This is a genomic window from Vagococcus xieshaowenii, assembly GCF_004792515.1.
Taxonomy (GTDB): domain Bacteria; phylum Bacillota; class Bacilli; order Lactobacillales; family Vagococcaceae; genus Vagococcus_A; species Vagococcus_A xieshaowenii.
The window spans coordinates 612,611-631,687 of sequence record NZ_CP038865.1 but is presented as its reverse complement, the minus strand read 5'-3'; the positions used below and the strand labels follow the sequence as shown (position 1 = coordinate 631,687).

Genomic DNA, 19,077 nt, shown 5'->3' with positions numbered 1-19,077 from the left:
GAAAAGCTAAATAGGTATCAATAAAAGCCCCATCTCTTGATCACGATTCGTGCTTCTCGAGAAGGGGCTTTTGCTATTTTACTAGCTTAATATTTTTTCAATTAAGGCTTTATCTTTAATACCTGTCACTGCTGATAAAACGTCAGTATCATTTGCTGATTGGCGCATTTCTTGAAGTTTTACACTTTCTTCGTCCTTTGGATCTTTATAATCTAATATCATCTGAACTGTTTTTGCTAAGTAATCAAAGTTTAATCCACGAGACGCAAGTTCTCGAATTGGACGAATAAAACGTTCATCATAACCTAATTTTCTGATTGGTGTTCTAGCAACACGCGTAATATCATCTGAAATATTCGCATTTTCAAAACGATGTATAATTTTTTGAGTATATTGATGATGTGCCTCCTGATCAAATTGCCATTTATCAATTAATAAACTACCTGTTTCTGTTAACACTTGTTGAATTTGTTTTAAGACTCGATCGTCTTTCATTGCTTCATCAATTGTCTTATAACCCAAAAATGCTCCTGTATATGCAACCGTCGCATGCCCAGTATTAACAGAAAATAACTTTCTTTCAATATATGGTTCTAAATCTTCGACGTAAATAACCCCTTCTAATTTATCTTGAGCATTTTTTGACATCGATTCATCGATCACCCATTCGCGGAAAGGCTCAACTGAGACAAACAATGCATCTTCGTGTGATTGATTAGGCACAATTCGATCTACCGCCGCATTGGGAAAACCAACATATGTTGATAAATAATCCTTCATTTCTGAATCAAGATATTTTTCAACCTCACTTTGTAAAAACTTGCTTCCACCAATCATATTCTCACATGCAATAATATCGATGGGATCATTTATACTTTGCGCTTTTCTGGCAATTAATCCTTTAGCAATTAATTCAGCAATATAAGGTAAAATATTAGGACCAATAGCTGTTGTCACGATATCCGCTTCAGCAACAGCTTCCACTACTGCTTCTGGTTCCTTACCATTGTTTAACCCTGTCACATGATTCACTTCAATGATTGCTTTATCATCACTTGCTAATTCAATTTGATAATTACCGCGAGTTGCTAAAGCATCAATAATTGTTTCGTTAATATCAACAAATGTTATTTGATAATTATTTTTGCTTAGCACTTCTCCAATGAATCCTCTACCAATATTACCTGCACCAAAATGGACTGCTTTTTTCATCTTACTCTACCTCCTGTAATAGACTAATTATTTCTTCTTCCGTGTTGGCAGAAACTAATTTCACCACATTTTCAACGTCAGCACAGAAAATAGCAATTTTTTGTAAAATTTCTAAATGTTCATTGCCAATTCCAGAAATCCCGAACACCATCATTGTCATTTTTTCGTCTTCATCATCACCAAAACGTACACCATTTGGTATCTGTACAACTGAAATACCACTTTTCTTCACATACTTTTTCGCTTCATCAGTACCATGAGGGATCGCAATAAAATTGCCCATATAAGTTGATAGCATCTCATTACGTTCAAACATTGCATCAACATACGCTTCATCAACACAACCATTTTCTACTAGCAAATTACCCGCTTTTTTAATTGCTTCTTCTTTTGTTGTTATTTCTTGTTTTAAGACAATCATTTCTTTTGTTAATTCCATATCTCATTCACTCCTTATTTCATTTCTCTTAAAAACAGATCACTCAGCAACTTGTAAATAGCTTGCCTATCACCAAATTGGTATACTTGAAGATTCTCTTCTTTTTCAACAATTGAGCTACTAATACGTCCTAATAACAACTGCGCATTTTCATTATTTTCTTCCGGCATCAACATCAACAATATTCTTTTTAATTGGATGGTTTGCTTATCCATCCCTTTTATTTCAATACTATTTTCTAATTCATAAATACCAAAAAATGTCACCTTAACTTTACTATCACTTGTATGGAAAAGTCCTAAATTCGTCTTAGGAATCCCAACGCCCGCCTTAGCATGTCGCTTCAAAATTTTCTTAGTTAGGATAGTCGCATCTGATATTTTCTTTGGTTCCAACTGTTTCATGATGTCGCTTATTGTTCCTTCTAAAGAAGCTTGATTTTCAACCTGCTTTAATTGGAATAGTTGTAGAAGTTGATTTGCTTCATTCATTAGCTCAAATAACTCATCAAAAGACGGTCCTTCTTCTTGATTGTTACTAAACTCAAGATTCGTTTTCTTTTTAGGTTCAATTTGTTGAATCATTTTTTTTACTTCTATTACTTCTTCATCTAATAAAAGAGGAGAGATCATTTTGTAATGCAGAGGAAAATTTGGCAAATAAATTGTTGAAAAAATCAAATCAAATTGACGAAAATCGATTTGGTCCATTTCCGATAGTTTAGCAACGGTAATTTGACTAATTTCCGGAAGATATTTTATAAAACGACTTTCCAAAATTTTTGAAGTTCCCATCCCGCTAGAACAAAAAATCAATGCTGAAATTTCCGTTGTTTCCGGATACCTTTCTAAAGACGTCGCAAAATGAAGCAAGAGATAACCTATCTCATCCCCATTAAATTGAACACTTGGAAATACTTCCTTTACTCCCGTAATTATTTCTTCATATAAACCCGCATATTTAGCCTTAACTCCTTGTAAAACTGGCGAACCAATTTCTACAGGTAACGAATCACTTCTCCGAATCGCTGCATCCAAATGTGTCAATAAGTCATAGTAGCATTGCTCATCTTTAGAAAAATCCACCCCATAATTCAATGAAACCTTTTTAATAAGATCTCTAACCTTAAATGATAACGAAATATTAAATGTATCAAATAATAAATTTTGTGGTTCTTTATAGTTAACTCCCTGTAACTGTTTTTCTAAATACTGATTTTCAACAAGTGGTATTTCCATCGATAAGTTATGGCTCAAATTTTCAATGATTTCATTTGCCATAATATGCTCTTTTTTTCTAGATTGGACCGTTTCATTTGGCGATTGTTCAATAAAGTGTAACTGCGAAATGCGATCATAAGCTAGTGCAATAATAATCATCACTTGTTTGATTTGATTGTCTGTTACCTTACCAAAATATTTAGCAAAAAGTTTCATTTGATTAATGGAAAAAATTAACGCTTCATTTGAAATAAACGTAAAAAAATTATTGCTAGGTTGAGGCACTTCAAACTTAGTCATTAATTGATTAATCCAACTAAAAAATTCATATTCTGACGTGCCACTATAGATTAAATTACTTAACAATTGGCGACGTTCATTTTCTCGTCCAGTTACAATAATGCCTGAATTTTTCTTTTTTAATAACGAAAGATTATAAGCTTCAAAACTTTGTTCAATAACAGATAAATCGTTATAGATTGTACTCTCACTCACTAATAAATCAATAGCCAATCCTTCAGCAATTAAAAAATCATCCGCTAATAACAACATACACGCTAAGTTACTTTGTCTTTCAACTATACTTGGTGTATCCACTTGATTATTAGCAACATCTTGCTGTAACTTAAGCAATTCCTCTTCTCCACCAACTATCGCATAACTACCTTTTTGGGGTTTAATTAAAGACAGTTGCCTTTTTTGGAGTGTTTGTTCTATGCTTGATAATTCTCGATACAATGTTCGTTTGCTTACGCCTAACCATTCTTCTAGTGATTCCCTAGTTCGACCATCGGGGGAATCTAATAAGTAATTTATTAGCGTTTTTTCTCTACTAGAAAACATCTTCTCACCTCCTGAATACGAAATAAATCAAAAAGCAGACAGGCTGCTTTTTGATTTTCTAAACTAATTTAATTTTTTTAATTTTTCTACTACTTCATCATATTTAGGACTTGATAAGAAATTATCAACACTTACATGCAATGAACTTGGTGATTTAGCTTTAGCACGTTCCGTTAATTCTTCTTGTGTGATAATTAACGCTTCATCATCATCTGATAAATTATTAATAGCTGAATTGGTTACGGATAAATTAAGTCCCGCTTTTTTCACTTTATCTCTTAAGATTGAAGCCCCCATTGCACTTGAACCCATACCTGCGTCACACGCAAAAATAATCTTCTTAACGTCCTCGATTGATGGATTATTAGATTTTTCAACAACTATTGTTTCACTCACCACTTGACCTTTACTTTCAGCTTTAGAAGCCGCTACTTTTTCTTTTTGAGTAGCAAAATCATCTCCGTCATTTTTATCAGCTTTTAAAATAACCATTGATACCAAGAATGACACGATTGTCGCAACTAACACACCTAAAATCACTGGTAAATAACCGCCTTTAGGTGTCATACCGATAATAGCCAAAATAGAACCTGGTGATGCTGTCGCTTGTAAACCAGCGTCTAATAATTGAAAAGTAAATGTTCCTGATACACCACCTGCAATAACTGCTAAGAATAGCATTGGTTTCATCATTACATAAGGGAAGTAAATTTCATGAATACCACCTAAGAAATGAATAATAACAGCACCGGGTGCAGAAGATTTAGCTGCGCCTTTACCAAATAAAGAGAAGGCTAATAATACACCAAGACCTGGACCTGGATTAGTTTCTAATAAGAATAAGATTGATTTTCCTGCCTCTAGCGCTTGTTCAGCTCCGATCGGCGTCAAAATACCATGGTTGATTGCGTTATTCAAGAATAAAATTTTAGCTGGTTCGATGAAAATATTGGCTAAAGGTAATAAGTTAGCATTAATAATTGATTCTACACCGCTTGCCATTAAATTCGTTAATCTCTCAACTACTGGACCAATACCATAAAAAGCTAGAATAGCTAGTGCAAAACCTAATAATCCCGCTGAAAAATTATTAACTAACATTTCAAAACCGGCACGAATTTTATCTTTAAATAAATCATCAAATTTTTTGATGACCCATCCTCCTAAAGGACCCATTATCATCGCACCGATAAACATTGGAATACCTGATCCAGCAATAATACCAAAAGTAGCAATTGCCCCAACGACTGATCCACGTTGACCATAAACTATCCCACCACCTGTGTATCCAATTAACAAAGGTAATAAGTATGTAAGCATCGGACTAACCATTTCCGCTAATTTAGCATTAGGTGCCCATCCTGTTTCAATAAATAATGCCGTGATCACTCCCCAAGCAATAAATGCACCAATATTTGGCATTACCATGCCACTTAAAAAACTACCAAACTTCTGAACTTTTGCTTTTGTTGATTTTTTTGAAGTTACGTTTTCCATAATAAATCCTCCTCTTTCGTTCTTTTATTGATTTAATCATACGACGATAAGAAAGCCTTTTCAATAAATTAAAGTGGTAACTTTGGCACAAAAAAAGTGACAGCCTATACAATTGATGAATCGTTAACTTATGACGCTTCTATACGAGTGAACATGAAGCCATATATTCCTTTCATCATTATCGTAAAAAAGCTGTAAAAAATGTACGTGATAAACTTTATAGTTTGCAAGGAGTAATTTTCCATAGCATAACAAAAAAGGTGAAGCTTTTACACTTCACCAATACTTAATTTTATCAATTTTTAGCCTGTCAACATTATTTGACGAATGGCTATATTTCTACAATAAATAATTTCCCAAAAATCAAGGGCCTTCTAAGCTATTATTTACTTAGTAATGATGCCGCTTTTTCATCAGCAATAATAGTGACATCTGCATGGTTCTGTAATACACTACCAGGTACTTCTTCTGTTACTGGTCCTTCAATTGAATCTTTAATTGCTTGCGCTTTTTGTTCACCAAAAGCTAGCAAAATAATTTTTTTAGCACTCATAATTGACTTAATTCCCATTGAATAAGCATATGTCGGCACATCTTCTTTTTTCTTGAAGTTACGACTATTCGCTTCTATCGTTGAATCAGTTAATTTCACTTTATGAGTAGTCATCTCAAATGACGTGCCTGGCTCATTAAAACCGATATGCGCATTTTCACCAATTCCTAAAATTTGAATATCGATTGGATGTTCTTCAATAACTTGGTCATAGCGAGCACACTCAGCTTCAGCATCTTCTGCTAAACCATTTGGTAAATAGTTTTCTTTAAATGGTTTTGCATTAAATAAATGTTCATGCATGAAGTAATCATAGCTTTGATCATTATCTTTTGATAAACCAACATATTCATCTAAGTTAACTGATGTTACATCTGAAAAATCTAAATCACTTTTAACCACTTCTTGATAAAAAGTAACTGGTGTACTACCTGTTGCTAACCCAAGCACTTGTACTCTATTTGCTTTCATTTCTTCATTTAAAATTTCAAAGGCTTTTTTTCCACCCTCAACTTGATCTTTTACAGTAATAATTTTCATAGGTGAGACCTCCATAACATCTTTTTTTGGTATAGCCCAATCATATACCATTTATAGACCAATTGCAATATTTTATCCTATAAAAATTTTAATTAAAAAGTGTTGCAGCATATGCTACAACACTTTTTTGTCTTTATTCTACTGTTACACTCTTCGCTAAGTTACGTGGTTTATCAACGTCAAGACCACGTTCTAAGGTTGCGTAGTATGCAATCAATTGTGTTGGCAAGACACTTACCAATGCTGTATAAAGCGGATGAACATGTGGTAAGACGACATCGTCACCTTCCTGTGCGACATCTTCCATAGAAATAATACATGTTTTCGCTCCACGACTTTTTACTTCTTGAATATTACTTCTCGTTTGTAAATTTGTATGGTCTGCAGTAATCAACGCAATGACTGGTGTACCTTCCTCGATTAAAGCAATCGTTCCATGCTTTAATTCACCTGAAGCAAAACCTTCACATTGAATGTATGAAATTTCTTTTAATTTAAGCGATGCTTCTAATGAAACAGAATAATCTGTTCCTCTACCAATATAAAAAGCATTTCTTGTTTCAGCTAATAAATTATGAACTAACGATGGGAATTTATTTTCATCCGTTAATAGACTATCCATGTTGTTTGCGACTAAACTTAATTCTTGTTTCACATCGAAATTCTGTGCTACTTCGATCCCTTTATTTTTACCCGTTACACTTGCTAAAATTGATAAGACAGCAATTTGGGCTGTGTATGCTTTGGTTGAAGCGACCGCAATTTCAGGACCAGCATGTAATAACATTGTATAGTTTGCTTCACGTGATAACGTTGAACCCGCAACATTCGTTACAGTCAAAGCTGGATAACCTAATTTATTTGTTTTTACAAGTACTTGGCGACTATCAGCTGTTTCACCACTTTGACTTAGATAGATGAAGAATGGTTTTTCTGATAGTAAAGGTGTGTTATAGCCAAACTCACTCGCTAAATGAACTTCAGTTGGAATACCCGCTAATGTTTCGATAATAGTCTTACCTACTAAACCAGCATTCCAACTAGTACCACAAGCAATAATATAAACACGGTCTGCTTTAGAGAACGCTTCAACAATTTCATCGTCCACGACAACTTCATCATCTTCGTTAACGTAGTGAGCTAGAATATTACGCATAACAGCTGGTTGTTCTTCGATTTCTTTTAGCATGTAATGTTCATATGTTCCTAAAGCTAAATCGTTAGCAGTAATTGAAAATTCAATTGCCTTTCGTTCTTGTACTTGGCCAGCTAAATCTTCAATCATGATACCTTCTTTAGTGACTGTCACCATTTCTTTATCGTTAATCTCAACAAATTGATTCGTTAATTCGATTAAAGCTAGCGCATCTGAACATACTCCGTTAAAGTCTTCACCACTAGCGACTAACAACGGACTTTTATTTTTTGCCACATATAATACTTCAGGTTCTTCTTTATCAGCTAAAGCAAACGCATATGAACCTTCAACAATCGTTAAAGCTTTCTTAAAGGCGTCTTTTGCTGATAAGTTTTCTTCTTCAGCGATTTTAGCCACTAAGTGAACGATCATTTCTGTATCAGTTTCACCTTGTAACCATTCATCATTGATATAATTATCTTTGATTTCTTTGAAGTTTTCGATAACCCCGTTATGTACTAACACAAAACGACCATTGTATGATGTATGAGGGTGCGCATTTTCTGTTTTTGGTTTACCATGTGTTGCCCAACGTGTATGACCAATTCCACGGAAACCTGTCACGTCACCTGTTTTTTCAATTTCTTCTCGCAGGTCATTAATACGACCTTTTGTTTTAACAGTGAAACTCATAGCACCTGGTGTATCAACATACACGCCTGCTGAGTCATACCCACGATATTCTAAGTGACTTAAGCCATTCACTAATCCTTCAGTAACATTTTCTAATCCAATTAATCCTACGATTCCACACATTTTTCTTTTCCAACTTTCATCTATAAATTTTAAAATGTGTTTCTAGTGGTTGATTTCTCTTTTGTGCTTTCTTTTCAGTAAGTTTTGTTAGAAATCTTAGGAGCCCACTCCCCGAGAACTACCCGCCGAATTATTCGATAAGATCTCTCCTCGTCTTCTATTTTTGTAAAATAGAACTGGCGCTATCCAATTGGTATACACCTATCCTCCTTAAATCTTTTTTAGAAACATATAAATCATAATAAAACGACAGACCTTTGTCAAACTTTTCTTTAAATTGGTATAGGTCATTATATGAAGAAACTAGTAAAAAAGGCATCCTCTTTTGAGGATGCCCGGTAAAACATGTTTATTTTTTGCTAAATTGTTCTTTTCGTTCTTTACGGTCAGCACGTGCTTTCGTACGATTGGTAATTTTACGTTTTTTACGCTCTTCTTCTGTAATTGCCCATTTAATTTTTTTCTTATAGCCTGGTTTTACTTTTTTCTTTTTCTTTTTAACCATGCCTTTAATTTTTGGATCAATTTCAACGGCCGTTTGTTTTTCACGTTTTTCACGACGGTTACGATCATAAGTGTCGACTAGCTCGCCTTTACGGAACTCTTTTGGATTGAATGAGATACCCATTTTTTCTAATTGGATAATTGCTTGTTCATCACCTGGTTCGTACAATGTAATCGCTGTACCATCTAATCCATTACGTCCAGTACGTCCAACACGGTGAATAAAGAATTCTAATTCGTTTGGTACTTCTGCATTAATTACATGAGAAACACCCTCGATATCAATCCCACGTGCAGCTAAATCCGTTGCCACAACGTATTGGAAATCTAAGTTTTGAACTTGTTTCATCACACGTTTACGTTCGCGTGGTGGTAAATCGCCATGAATTTTAGCCACTTTTAAACCACATTGTTTCAAGTATTCGGTAATGTCATCAACACGTGATTTAGTATTAGCAAAAACAATCGCTAAGTAAGGTTGACCCACATGTAATAAATCATAAATTAATTTATTTGAGTCTTTCCCTTTCGTTGAAATCAACCAGTTGTCAATGGTATCTGAAATAACTGTTTTTGATTCTACGACTTCGATTAATGGGTTGGCCATATATTTCTTTAAGAATGGTTTTAAGTTTTCTGGAATGGTTGCTGAGAAAACCAACATTTGTAAGTTCTCTGGTAAACGTCCAGCAATTTGATCGACTTCATTTAAGAATCCCATGTCTAATGTCATATCGGCTTCATCGACAACAAAGGCTGTTGCTGTATGAATTTTTAAGGCTTGTTCATTGATCATATCAAGAATTCGACCCGGTGTTCCGATAACAATGTGTGGTTGTTTGTTCCCTAATTTATCTAATTGTCGTTGCTTATCTGTTCCACCAACGAAAATTGATACGCGAATCTCTTCTTCGCTAAATTCTGCCATCTCTAATGTCGCATTATAAATTTGGTTAGCCAACTCACGACTAGGCGTTGTAATAACTAATTGTACCTCATCTTTTGTTGCATCTAGCTTACTCATTAAAGGTAATAAGAAGGTATGAGTTTTACCAGAACCAGTTTGTGATTGTCCTACAACACTACGTCCCTTCAAAATGACCGGGATTAAACGAGCTTGTACTTCCGTTGGTTCTTTAAAACCTTTTGCTTCTATTCCTTTTATTAAAAAGTCTGCTAAATTCATTTGATTAAATGTTCCCATACTTTTCACCTCTATTTCCTTTCATTTGTTCCCGTAGCATTATAGCACAAAAATGACTTGAACGAAAATATTCAAGAGACATTCTTTGCCAAATAGACGATAAACTCCTTATACTATAAGACAAATACCAAGAAAAGAGTTTTTATTATGAAATTAACGATTCGTAAACGAATGATCAAAGAAATCCCTACATTAGAAGTGGTGCCTAGTGATTATTCCTCTAAACAATTACCTTTAGTCATTTTTTATCACGGTTGGCAAACAAGTAAAGAATTATTACTAACACAAGCGCGTAAAATTGCCAAAAAAGGCTTCCGAGTTATTTTACCCGATGCGATGTTTCATGGCGAACGAAAAAAATGGGCACGTTCTTCCATTCCATCTTTTACCTTTTGGACAAGCATTCAATATAATATTATGGAATTCAACCTTATGATTGATTATTTCAAGCATCATGATTGGCTAGGTGACTACCCCATTATCGTGGGTGGGTACTCTATGGGAGGTATCACAACTGCCGCTTTAATGCGCCAACATCCTGAAATTGCTATTGGCGTAAGCATTATGGGAACTCCGACACCAGTTAGCTACTTCAATCATATGCAAACGCGAATAAAAGCAGAGCGCAGTATTGATGTGGCTCCTGATTTAATCCGACTGCTTAATTGGATCCCTAATTATGACCTTGGCTTATCACCTGAAACGATTAATTCACGTCCCTTATTCATTTGGCACGGTACAGAAGATTCAAAGATACCTTATAGCGAGGCGAAAAACTTTTATCATGAAATAAAAGGTAATGACTATGCCAAAGAGGTTGTCTTTGTAACTGGAGATAACGAAGGGCACTTAGTTACGCCTGATCTGATGGAAGTTATCGCTCAATTTATCGAAAAGCATACAAAAAGAGCACTCAATTAAGAGCGCTCTTTTTCGTTTTTTAATGGAATCAACATTCTTAAACCATTTAAAATAACTAAAATGGTGCTTCCTTCGTGGAAAACAACCCCAAATGGCAAATTCATTTTACCAATAAAGTTCAATATCACTAATAAAACAATAACGGACATTGAGAAAATGATATTTTGCATCGTGATTTTATCAAGTTTTTTTGCTACTTGAAAGGCATAGTTAAACTTATTCAAATCATTTTTCATTAATACGGCATCCGCTACGTCCATTGCAATATCTGTTCCTTCTCCCATTGCAACCCCTACATCTGCTGCAACTAAAGCTGGCGCATCATTCACCCCGTCACCAAGCATGGCAACAACACCATATTGTTGTTGTAATTGTTCCACAATTTTTGATTTATTTTCTGGCAATACATTACCAAAAACTTCATTTACGCCTATCATTCCCCCAACTGCTTGACCAGTGATCTCAGAGTCTCCAGTAATCATTACCGTATGAATCCCTTGAGACTTCAACGACTTCATAACAGGTTGTGCTGAATCATTTGGGACGTCTAACATCGCAATGATTCCTACTACTTGTTCATTCACCGCGACAAGAACAACGGTTTTTCCCTCTTTAGCAAATTTTTCTTGATACTCACAAATTTCTTTAGAAATATTATCAAACAAACTAGGTTTACCAATTTGATAATGTGTTTCCTCAAGACGAGCCACTAAACCTTTACCAATTTGATTGTCAATTTCTATTGCTAAAGAATTAGCGTCAGGATAATGCGATACAATGGCTTCAGCTAACGGATGATTGGCTTGTTTTTCCATTGATACTATCACGTTAATTAATGTTTCTTCCTCAATTCCTTTAACAAAATAAGTATCCGTAACAACGGGTTTACCCGCGGTTAAGGTGCCTGTTTTATCAAATGCAATAGCTTTAACTTCTGCTAGCTTAGATAAATAAGCGCCACCTTTAAATAACACACCTCTTTTAGCTAAGTTTGAAATAGCTGACAAACTAGCTGGAACGGCACTGGCTGCTAGTGCACATGGAGAAGCAACTGTTAAGAATACCATCCCACGATAAAAACTTTCGTACCAAGTCCAACCAATAATTGTTCCGCCTAATAAAATAAATAAAGGAACAAGGACCAAAACTAATTTAACGTAAATTGGTTCCAAACGTTGAATTTTTGTCGCCGTGCGTGATTGATTATCTTGTGCTTGATTTACCATCTTAATAATCTGAGAAAATAACGTGTCTTCACTAGCTTTTGTTACTTCCATAACAAATGTACCTGTTCCATTAATCGTACTACCAAATACTTCATCACCCACCGTCTTTTCTCTAGGAATGCTTTCACCGGTAATAGCTGCTTCATCAATAGAACTCAAACCTGATAAAATAATACCATCTGTTGCTATTTGATCTCCGTTTAATACTTGTAATTTATCGCCCACTTTCACCTGTGAAATTGGCACCACTTGACTGTTACCTTCTTCATCTAATAAGCGAGCTTCCGTTGGATTTAACTTCATCAAGTTAGTGATTTCTTTTTTACTTTTTCCTTCTGCGTAATCTTCTAAAAAATGTGAGCCTGCAAATATCAAAATTAACAATGAACCTTCTGAAAAATCCCCAATTACCATTGCTCCTAATGCAGCTAGTGTCATCAATACATGAACATTTGGGGTAAACTTCCCTTTTTCTTTAGTATGATTGATCGTGTCAATGACTCCCTCTTCAATCACATGATAACCTGCCAAAATCATGGAACATGTCATTAAACTATTTTGAGTCACACTTTTACTTTCAAAAAATAATGCAATGATAAAAACAATCAATCCCACAAAAAATAAAATAACAGGAACTTTGCCATGATGCTCATTAGTCTCATGACTTCCTTGACATGAAGTATGTGTTACTCCCATAATAATCCCTCCATTTTTATATCCACTAATTAAGAATGATTCTCAATACATGAATACTTATTCATGTATTTATTATACCCCCGTATATAATTTTTTGCTAGAGATGAATGTTAACAGAAACGACTACGATTCTCATTATCAATTGATACAACTTATTATCTCTAAATACAACCTCCATTTTTTTATAAAACCTTCGAATCACAAACTAACAGCTCATCAAATAAAAAGAAAATATACAAAAAGGTTGTCGCACTAATCATGCGACAACCTTTTAATACTTAGTTAAATCATTGGCTTTAATATAAAGTTAAATAGGTATCAATTTCCCATTGTGTGACACGTTCTCTATAATCTGCCCATTCATGCTCTTTTGATGCAATAAAGCTTTCAAAAATATGAGTCCCTAATGCGGCTTTCATGGTGTCATCTTTTTTGAAATCTTTCACCGCGTTGTGCAACGTTGATGGCAAATCTTTAATACTTGCTGCGTCGCGTTCTGCTTGTGTCATTTCATAAATATTTTGGTTCACTTCAGCAGGAGGCGTTAATTCTCGACGAATACCATCCAATCCAGCTTCTAGTAAAGCAGCCATTGCTAAGTATGGATTAGCTGATGGGTCAACTGAACGTAATTCCAAACGTGTCGATAAGCCACGAGAAGCAGGAATACGAATTAGTGGTGAACGATTACGACCACTCCATGCTACATATACAGGTGCTTCATATCCAGGTACTAAGCGTTTATATGAGTTTACTAATGGATTACATACAGCTGTATAACCACGTGCGTGCTCAATTAAACCTGCTAAAAATTGATAAGCTGTTTGGCTTAATTCACGTTCGTCTTTTGGATCATAGAAAACATTGTCGCCATCTTTAAATAATGACATATTACAATGCATACCTGAACCTGCGATACCATGAATTGGTTTTGGCATAAAGGTTGCGTGTAAGCCGTGTTTACGAGCAATTGTTTTTACCACTAGTTTAAATGTTTGAATTTCATCACAGGCTTTTAAAACATTTTCGTATTTGAAATCAATTTCATGTTGCCCAGATGCGCATTCATGATGAGATGCTTCAATTTCAAAGCCTAATTTTTCTAATTCTAATACGATTTCACGACGGCAGTTTTCACCTAAGTCTGTTGGTGATAAATCAAAATAACCACCATCATCATTTAAATTAAGCGTTGGTTTGTTATCTGCGTCAAGTTTAAATAGGAAGAATTCTGGTTCTGCTCCTAAATTGAAATCAGTAAATCCTAATTCCTTCATTTTATTAAGGTTGCGTTTTAAGTTGCCACGAGGATCTCCAGCAAATGGCTCTCCATCTGGTGTGTAGACGTCACAAATTAAGCGCGCTACTTTACCATGACTTGTCTCCCAAGGGAATACTAGCCATGTATCTAAATCAGGGTATAAATACATATCGCTTTCTTCAATACGAACAAATCCTTCAATTGAAGAACCATCGAACATCATCTTATTGTCTAATACCTTATCTAGCTGACTAATCGGTACCTCGACATTTTTAATCACACCTAGAATGTCTGTAAACATTAGACGTAAAAAATGAACGTCTTCTTCTTTTGCTAACTGTTTAATTTCTGCAATTTTCTTATCCATTATTGTATGTATTTCCCTTCTAACATCTTTTTCATTGAAAAATATAGCTAAAAACCGAACTATACCATTCGTCAAAAAAACATCAAAACGCCTATTAATCAATGATTGAAACAATCATACCACTTCACTTTTTCTCTGTCAACGAAAAATGGTCAAACAAAAAAAATTTTTGGTTAAATATTTCTAATTATTTTGGTTCACTTGAAACATAGCATCTGAATTTTTTATTTGGTATAATTTTCCTTATGAAATTTTTCAGAAAGTAGGTTTCCTAAATATGATAAAAGAAAGAGAAGCTCAATTAAAAATGGCGGAAAGAGGGGCCATTGTAAGTATCATTGCCTATGTTATTGTAGCTGTATTTAAATTAGTTGTAGGTGATTTGACACACTCAAAAGCACTCTTTGCCGATGGATTAAATAACGCAACCGACATTGTCGCTTCGATTACCGTCTTAATCGGCTTAAGATTAGCTAGGAAACCAGCCGACGACGATCATCGCTATGGTCATTGGAAAATGGAGAGTTTAGCTAGCTTACTAACTTCTCTTGTTATGATTGTCGTCGGTGGACAAGTCTTCGTTGAAGCACTAACGCACCTCTTCAATAAACAAACGGATGTCCCTGATAGTATCGCTGCGATTGTTGGTATCGTCTCTGCTATTTTCATGTTTGGGGTCTATCTTTACAATCACCGCTTAGCAAAAAAAGTAAAAAGTCACGCACTAGATGCTGCTGCAAAAGATAATCTATCCGATGCAATTACTAGTATTGGGACAGCCATAGCTGTTTTTGCTTCTTCTTTCAATTTAATTTGGATTGACCGATTGACCGCTTTAATTATTGGCTTAGTGATTATTAAAACAGGGTTTGATATTTTTAAAGAAAGTAGCTACAGCCTGTCAGATGGCTTTTCTATTGAGGAATTAAGAAAGTATAAAAAAGATATTCTACATATTGAAGGTGTTGAGGGTGTTAAAGACATTAAGGGTCGTTCTTACGGCGCGAATATTTTTTTGGATGTCGTTGTGTTTATGGACCCACACATTACTGTTGAAGAAAGTCATGACATTACGGAAACTATTGAACAATTGTTATCAGACAAATATAATGTATTTGATACAGATATACACGTCGAACCTTTACAAGAAAAGGAGTCTGAATAAATGAAAGTAGGCATTATTGGTGGAGGAATTGTGGGTAAAACAACCGCCCATTATTTAACGAAAGAAGGAATGGAAGTTGTTTTATTCGATGACGATAAGGGACAAGCAACTAAAGCCAGCGCTGGTATTATTTCCCCTTGGTTATCTCAACGTAGAAATCAAAATTGGTATAACTTAGCACGCATGGGGGCAAAATTATACCCTAGCTTAATAGCCGAATTAGACGAGCAAGCAGCCCTTTCTTATCAACAAGTTGGTACTTTAATGTTTAAAAAAAATCCTAAAACATTAGATAAAACATTAGCTATCGGAACTAAGCGACTATTAGAATCTCCTGAAATAGGAAACGTAAAAAAAGTAACGCCTGAAGAAATTAACGCTTTATATCCTGAGTTAACAACTAATGAAGAGGCTGTTTTTTTATCTGGTGGTGCTAGAGTAGATGGTAAATCGTTACTTGAATCTTTGACACGCACTATTCAACAACAAGGAGGCACTATTAAAAACGAACGTGTCTCATCTATTGTCCGAAAGAACGATCAATGGCTAGTCTCAACAAACAATGAACAGGAGACGTTTGATTATATCGTCCTTGCAGTAGGTCCTTGGTTAAGTGAGCTGTTAACCCCACTTGGTTTTGAAGTTGATGTTCGCCCTCAAAAAGGACAGTTATTAGTGTTTCATCATGAAAATACACGCAGTAAACTCCCAGTGGTCATTCCAACTGGTGAAGGTGATATTATCCCTATCGGTGACGATAAATTATTAATTGGGGCTACTCATGAAAATGAACAAGACTTTGATTTAACCGTAGATATTTCAGCCACTCAGGAAATGTTTAATAATCTGCATCATTATTTACCTGACGTTTCGATGGATGACTTGAAAGAAGTCAGAGTCGGCACACGCGCTTATACTTCTGACTTTTTACCATTCTTTGGATTTATTCCACACACTACCCAATTATTAGTCGCAAGTGGCTTAGGATCATCCGGACTGACAACTGGGCCCATGATTGGAAAAATGTTAGCACAACTGATTACAAAACAACCTACTGAGCTTGATGCAACCAATTACTCACCTGACCCCTATATTACACCACTTCATTAACAAAAAAGCATCGCAAATATTCCGCTAAACGACGGATACTTGCGGTGCTTCTTTATTCTTCTTTTTTTACGCTATTTTGATGGAAAAAGTTTTTTATTTTATCATCTAGCGATTCTTGCTTTTCTTTTATTTCGTCTTCTGTTGGTTGTCGCCAATTTTTCGTGTCCTCACGTAATTTATTCGCTTGCTCAAATTGGATGCTCATTGTTTGACCATATTTTACAACCAAGTAATGATTGTTATCTAACGACGGATAAATCAAATATTTCTTTTCAGTAAGTGACTGAACTAAATTGTCTAGTGCTAACTGATTAAATGCTTTTTCTGGCAAATAAAATTTTAAAACGGTGGCCTGTTTTTTATACATTGATAACTTTTGTAATGCTCTTAAATAATAATCAATGTAATAAGTAAATGCTTCCGTTCCTCCATCTAAACAATATTCCGTGTTTAACAACCAATAGGCCAAATTTTCTTTGGTTTCCTTTATTTCAAAAGGAAAATAGGCTTGATAATTCAGTTGGCCGTGTTGCCTAGATTCTATATAGACCTGTTCAGTATAATTAAACATGCGAGAAACAAAATGCGTCGCTTTATTTTTTTCAATCGGTTGTAAATAATCATTTTGATATTGAATCATTTGAATCATTTGCGGTGCTTTAATGAATTCTGCATAAGGATCTTCTAGAACGCCAACACCATTTATCCATTCAATTTGATCGAATCCTAATTGTTTCCTAAATAACTTTTGAAAATGTTGATTAGCAGGTATTGGCCAATCAACTGGGGAATCAAATAATTTGATTTTAATCACTTCGTTGTCTAATTCTTCAATACTGTCCACTTGTTGAACATCTAAAAAAGCTTGTTTCGGGACAAGATGATAATAAAGGGAACTAAACCACATCTTCCAACAAGATGTCAGACATAAGCGTTCGTACATCAGATCATAGCCAGATAATTGACTACAGTCGACAACCGTTTCATGTTCATCATTCTTCATTTTTCTTAACAATGGCAATTCCTGCTCTATGTACTGATCGCGTTCTTCTAAATAAAATAAGTTATGACTGAGATATTCTTGATAATCACGTATATAAGCATATAAACCTTTATTCATCATTCGACAATCAATATAATCCTCAATTAAAGATTGCATTTCTTTGTATCGTTCAAATGATAACAATATGGTTTGAGCTAGATAACCATTTTCTACATAGCATTCACAAGAGACTTGATTATTTTTTGCCGTTAAATGTGTCCTTATTTGTTTGGACCATGTGGGTATTTTTTTAGAAAATACGCGTTCATCATGTTCAACTAAGTCACCCTCGACTATTTCTTGGTACAGTAATATGTCTTGATTTGATAATAATTTCCCTAACCAAAACCAATCATTGACCTGAGACTCTATGACGTCAGTTGACTCAAGTTTATTGGATTGAATCATAACGTAGACTTGTTCTAAACTTTTCCTCATAAAAATCTCCTCCTACTTCCATTATACCCTAGTAAGTTGTATAGTATAAATAAAATATCTTACTAAGCAGGAGGAATAATAATGGCAATTAAGTACAACAAAACAGATGAATTAGATAAAAAATTTGCTGAGTTTATCGTTGATTTGGATACTGATTTATCATTTGAGCAAGAAGAGATGGATCGACGTAACAAAATCGCCCAAAATGAAGCCGATAAATTTATCGAATTAGAAAAAAAAGCACAAGCAACACGTGAAGAGACAAAATAAAGACAAGGTGATCATCACCTTGTCTTTATTTATTTGCTGTTTGAAAATACTGGTAACGGAAACAATCGTTCGGTTCGCTTAGCGATATAAAAAGCTAAATAGTAATCTACTACGCTATGAATTAAACCACCTATCAGTAAAATTAATAGCATATTCGTGATATAGGCATTCGTATACTCAGCGCCAGGTATTCCCTTATTAATAAATAAAATGAATACAACCATAGCCTCAACAACGGTATGAATTAGACCAATTACAACGGCAAATACTGCATTTTTCTGTTTATTTCTAATAATTGTTGGATTTTTTTTCAAGCATAATGCCCCTAAATAAGCAAATATCACATGTGAAAAAGCTCTTAAAGCAATCGTAATAGGAAATGACAACAGAAAACCAAAACCTGTTCCTACTGCTACCGCAATAGCCACTCCCGGTGAAATAAACATAGCTAAAAAAATTGGCACATGACTAGCTAAAGTAAATGAAACAGGTTCAATCATTAATTTAATTGGCATAACCATTGGAATTAAAATACCGATTGCCACCAAAATAGCTGAAAATGTAATTTTTTTGACTTGACTGAATTGACTCATACTTCCTCCTTAAATTTGCTAA

At 34.7% G+C, this 19,077-nt stretch carries 15 protein-coding genes; 4 read left to right on the top strand and 11 right to left on the bottom strand.

Going from position 1 to position 19,077, the window contains the following annotated elements; translation table 11 throughout:
- Positions 1–81: 81 nt before the first annotated feature.
- The 7 genes from E4Z98_RS03130 to E4Z98_RS03100 all read right to left on the bottom strand — a co-directional run bounded on the left by E4Z98_RS03130 (position 82) and on the right by E4Z98_RS03100 (position 9,966).
- Positions 82–1,212, bottom strand: coding sequence for a mannitol-1-phosphate 5-dehydrogenase (locus E4Z98_RS03130; protein ID WP_135254039.1), 1,131 nt, complete (start codon positions 1,210–1,212; stop codon positions 82–84).
- 1 nt (position 1,213) lies between these two features.
- Positions 1,214–1,651, bottom strand: a complete 438-nt coding sequence (locus E4Z98_RS03125; protein WP_135254041.1) for a PTS mannitol transporter subunit IIA — start codon at positions 1,649–1,651, stop codon at positions 1,214–1,216.
- Between the two features lie 14 nt (positions 1,652–1,665).
- Positions 1,666–3,714: a BglG family transcription antiterminator gene (locus tag E4Z98_RS03120; RefSeq protein ID WP_135254043.1), complete on the bottom strand. Its 2,049-nt coding sequence runs from the start codon at positions 3,712–3,714 to the stop codon at positions 1,666–1,668.
- Between the two features lie 63 nt (positions 3,715–3,777).
- Positions 3,778–5,211: a PTS mannitol transporter subunit IIBC gene (locus E4Z98_RS03115; protein WP_135254045.1), complete on the bottom strand. Its 1,434-nt coding sequence runs from the start codon at positions 5,209–5,211 to the stop codon at positions 3,778–3,780.
- A 382-nt stretch (positions 5,212–5,593) separates the two neighbouring features.
- A complete protein-coding gene (nagB, locus tag E4Z98_RS03110; RefSeq protein WP_135254046.1) occupies positions 5,594–6,304 on the bottom strand; it encodes a glucosamine-6-phosphate deaminase in 711 nt (236 codons plus the stop codon).
- A gap of 133 nt (positions 6,305–6,437) precedes the next feature.
- Positions 6,438–8,258: a glutamine--fructose-6-phosphate transaminase (isomerizing) gene (glmS, locus tag E4Z98_RS03105; RefSeq protein WP_135254048.1), complete on the bottom strand. Its 1,821-nt coding sequence runs from the start codon at positions 8,256–8,258 to the stop codon at positions 6,438–6,440.
- 349 nt (positions 8,259–8,607) lie between these two features.
- The gene (locus E4Z98_RS03100) at positions 8,608–9,966 is read right to left on the bottom strand and encodes a DEAD/DEAH box helicase (protein ID WP_209316292.1); all 1,359 of its coding nucleotides are present in this window, start codon (positions 9,964–9,966) and stop codon (positions 8,608–8,610) included.
- Positions 9,967–10,113: 147 nt separating this feature from the next.
- Between E4Z98_RS03100 and E4Z98_RS03095 the strand changes: the two genes are divergently transcribed.
- Positions 10,114–10,887 carry an alpha/beta fold hydrolase gene (locus E4Z98_RS03095; RefSeq protein ID WP_135254050.1) on the top strand — a complete coding sequence of 258 codons (774 nt, stop codon included), beginning with the start codon at positions 10,114–10,116 and terminating at the stop codon, positions 10,885–10,887.
- On the opposite strand, the gene E4Z98_RS03090 is transcribed toward E4Z98_RS03095, so the two are convergent.
- Both E4Z98_RS03090 and glnA read right to left on the bottom strand, forming a co-directional pair.
- A complete protein-coding gene (locus E4Z98_RS03090) occupies positions 10,884–12,809 on the bottom strand; it encodes a heavy metal translocating P-type ATPase (protein ID WP_135254052.1) in 1,926 nt (641 codons plus the stop codon). The genes E4Z98_RS03095 and E4Z98_RS03090 overlap by 4 nt on opposite strands.
- 296 nt (positions 12,810–13,105) lie before the next feature.
- Positions 13,106–14,437, bottom strand: coding sequence for a type I glutamate--ammonia ligase (gene glnA / locus E4Z98_RS03085; RefSeq protein WP_135254054.1), 1,332 nt, complete (start codon positions 14,435–14,437; stop codon positions 13,106–13,108).
- A gap of 277 nt (positions 14,438–14,714) precedes the next feature.
- On the opposite strand from glnA, the gene E4Z98_RS03080 reads away from it, so the two are divergent.
- Both E4Z98_RS03080 and E4Z98_RS03075 read left to right on the top strand, forming a co-directional pair.
- Positions 14,715–15,602, top strand: a complete 888-nt coding sequence (locus E4Z98_RS03080; RefSeq protein WP_135254055.1) for a cation diffusion facilitator family transporter — start codon at positions 14,715–14,717, stop codon at positions 15,600–15,602.
- The gene (locus E4Z98_RS03075) at positions 15,603–16,712 is read left to right on the top strand and encodes an NAD(P)/FAD-dependent oxidoreductase (protein ID WP_135254057.1); all 1,110 of its coding nucleotides are present in this window, start codon (positions 15,603–15,605) and stop codon (positions 16,710–16,712) included. It begins immediately after the preceding gene.
- Between the two features lie 52 nt (positions 16,713–16,764).
- Here the strand turns inward: E4Z98_RS03075 and E4Z98_RS03070 are convergent, their stop codons facing one another.
- Positions 16,765–18,192, bottom strand: coding sequence for a hypothetical protein (locus E4Z98_RS03070; protein ID WP_135254059.1), 1,428 nt, complete (start codon positions 18,190–18,192; stop codon positions 16,765–16,767).
- An 81-nt stretch (positions 18,193–18,273) separates the two neighbouring features.
- Here E4Z98_RS03070 and E4Z98_RS03065 point away from each other — a divergent pair, with 81 nt between their 5' ends.
- On the top strand, positions 18,274–18,462 hold the full coding sequence (locus E4Z98_RS03065) for an SPJ_0845 family protein (RefSeq protein ID WP_135254060.1): 189 nt from the start codon (positions 18,274–18,276) through the stop codon (positions 18,460–18,462).
- 29 nt (positions 18,463–18,491) lie between these two features.
- Here E4Z98_RS03065 and E4Z98_RS03060 read toward each other — a convergent pair whose 3' ends face one another.
- A complete protein-coding gene (locus E4Z98_RS03060) occupies positions 18,492–19,055 on the bottom strand; it encodes a hypothetical protein (protein WP_135254062.1) in 564 nt (187 codons plus the stop codon).
- Between the last annotated feature and the right edge of the window lie 22 nt (positions 19,056–19,077).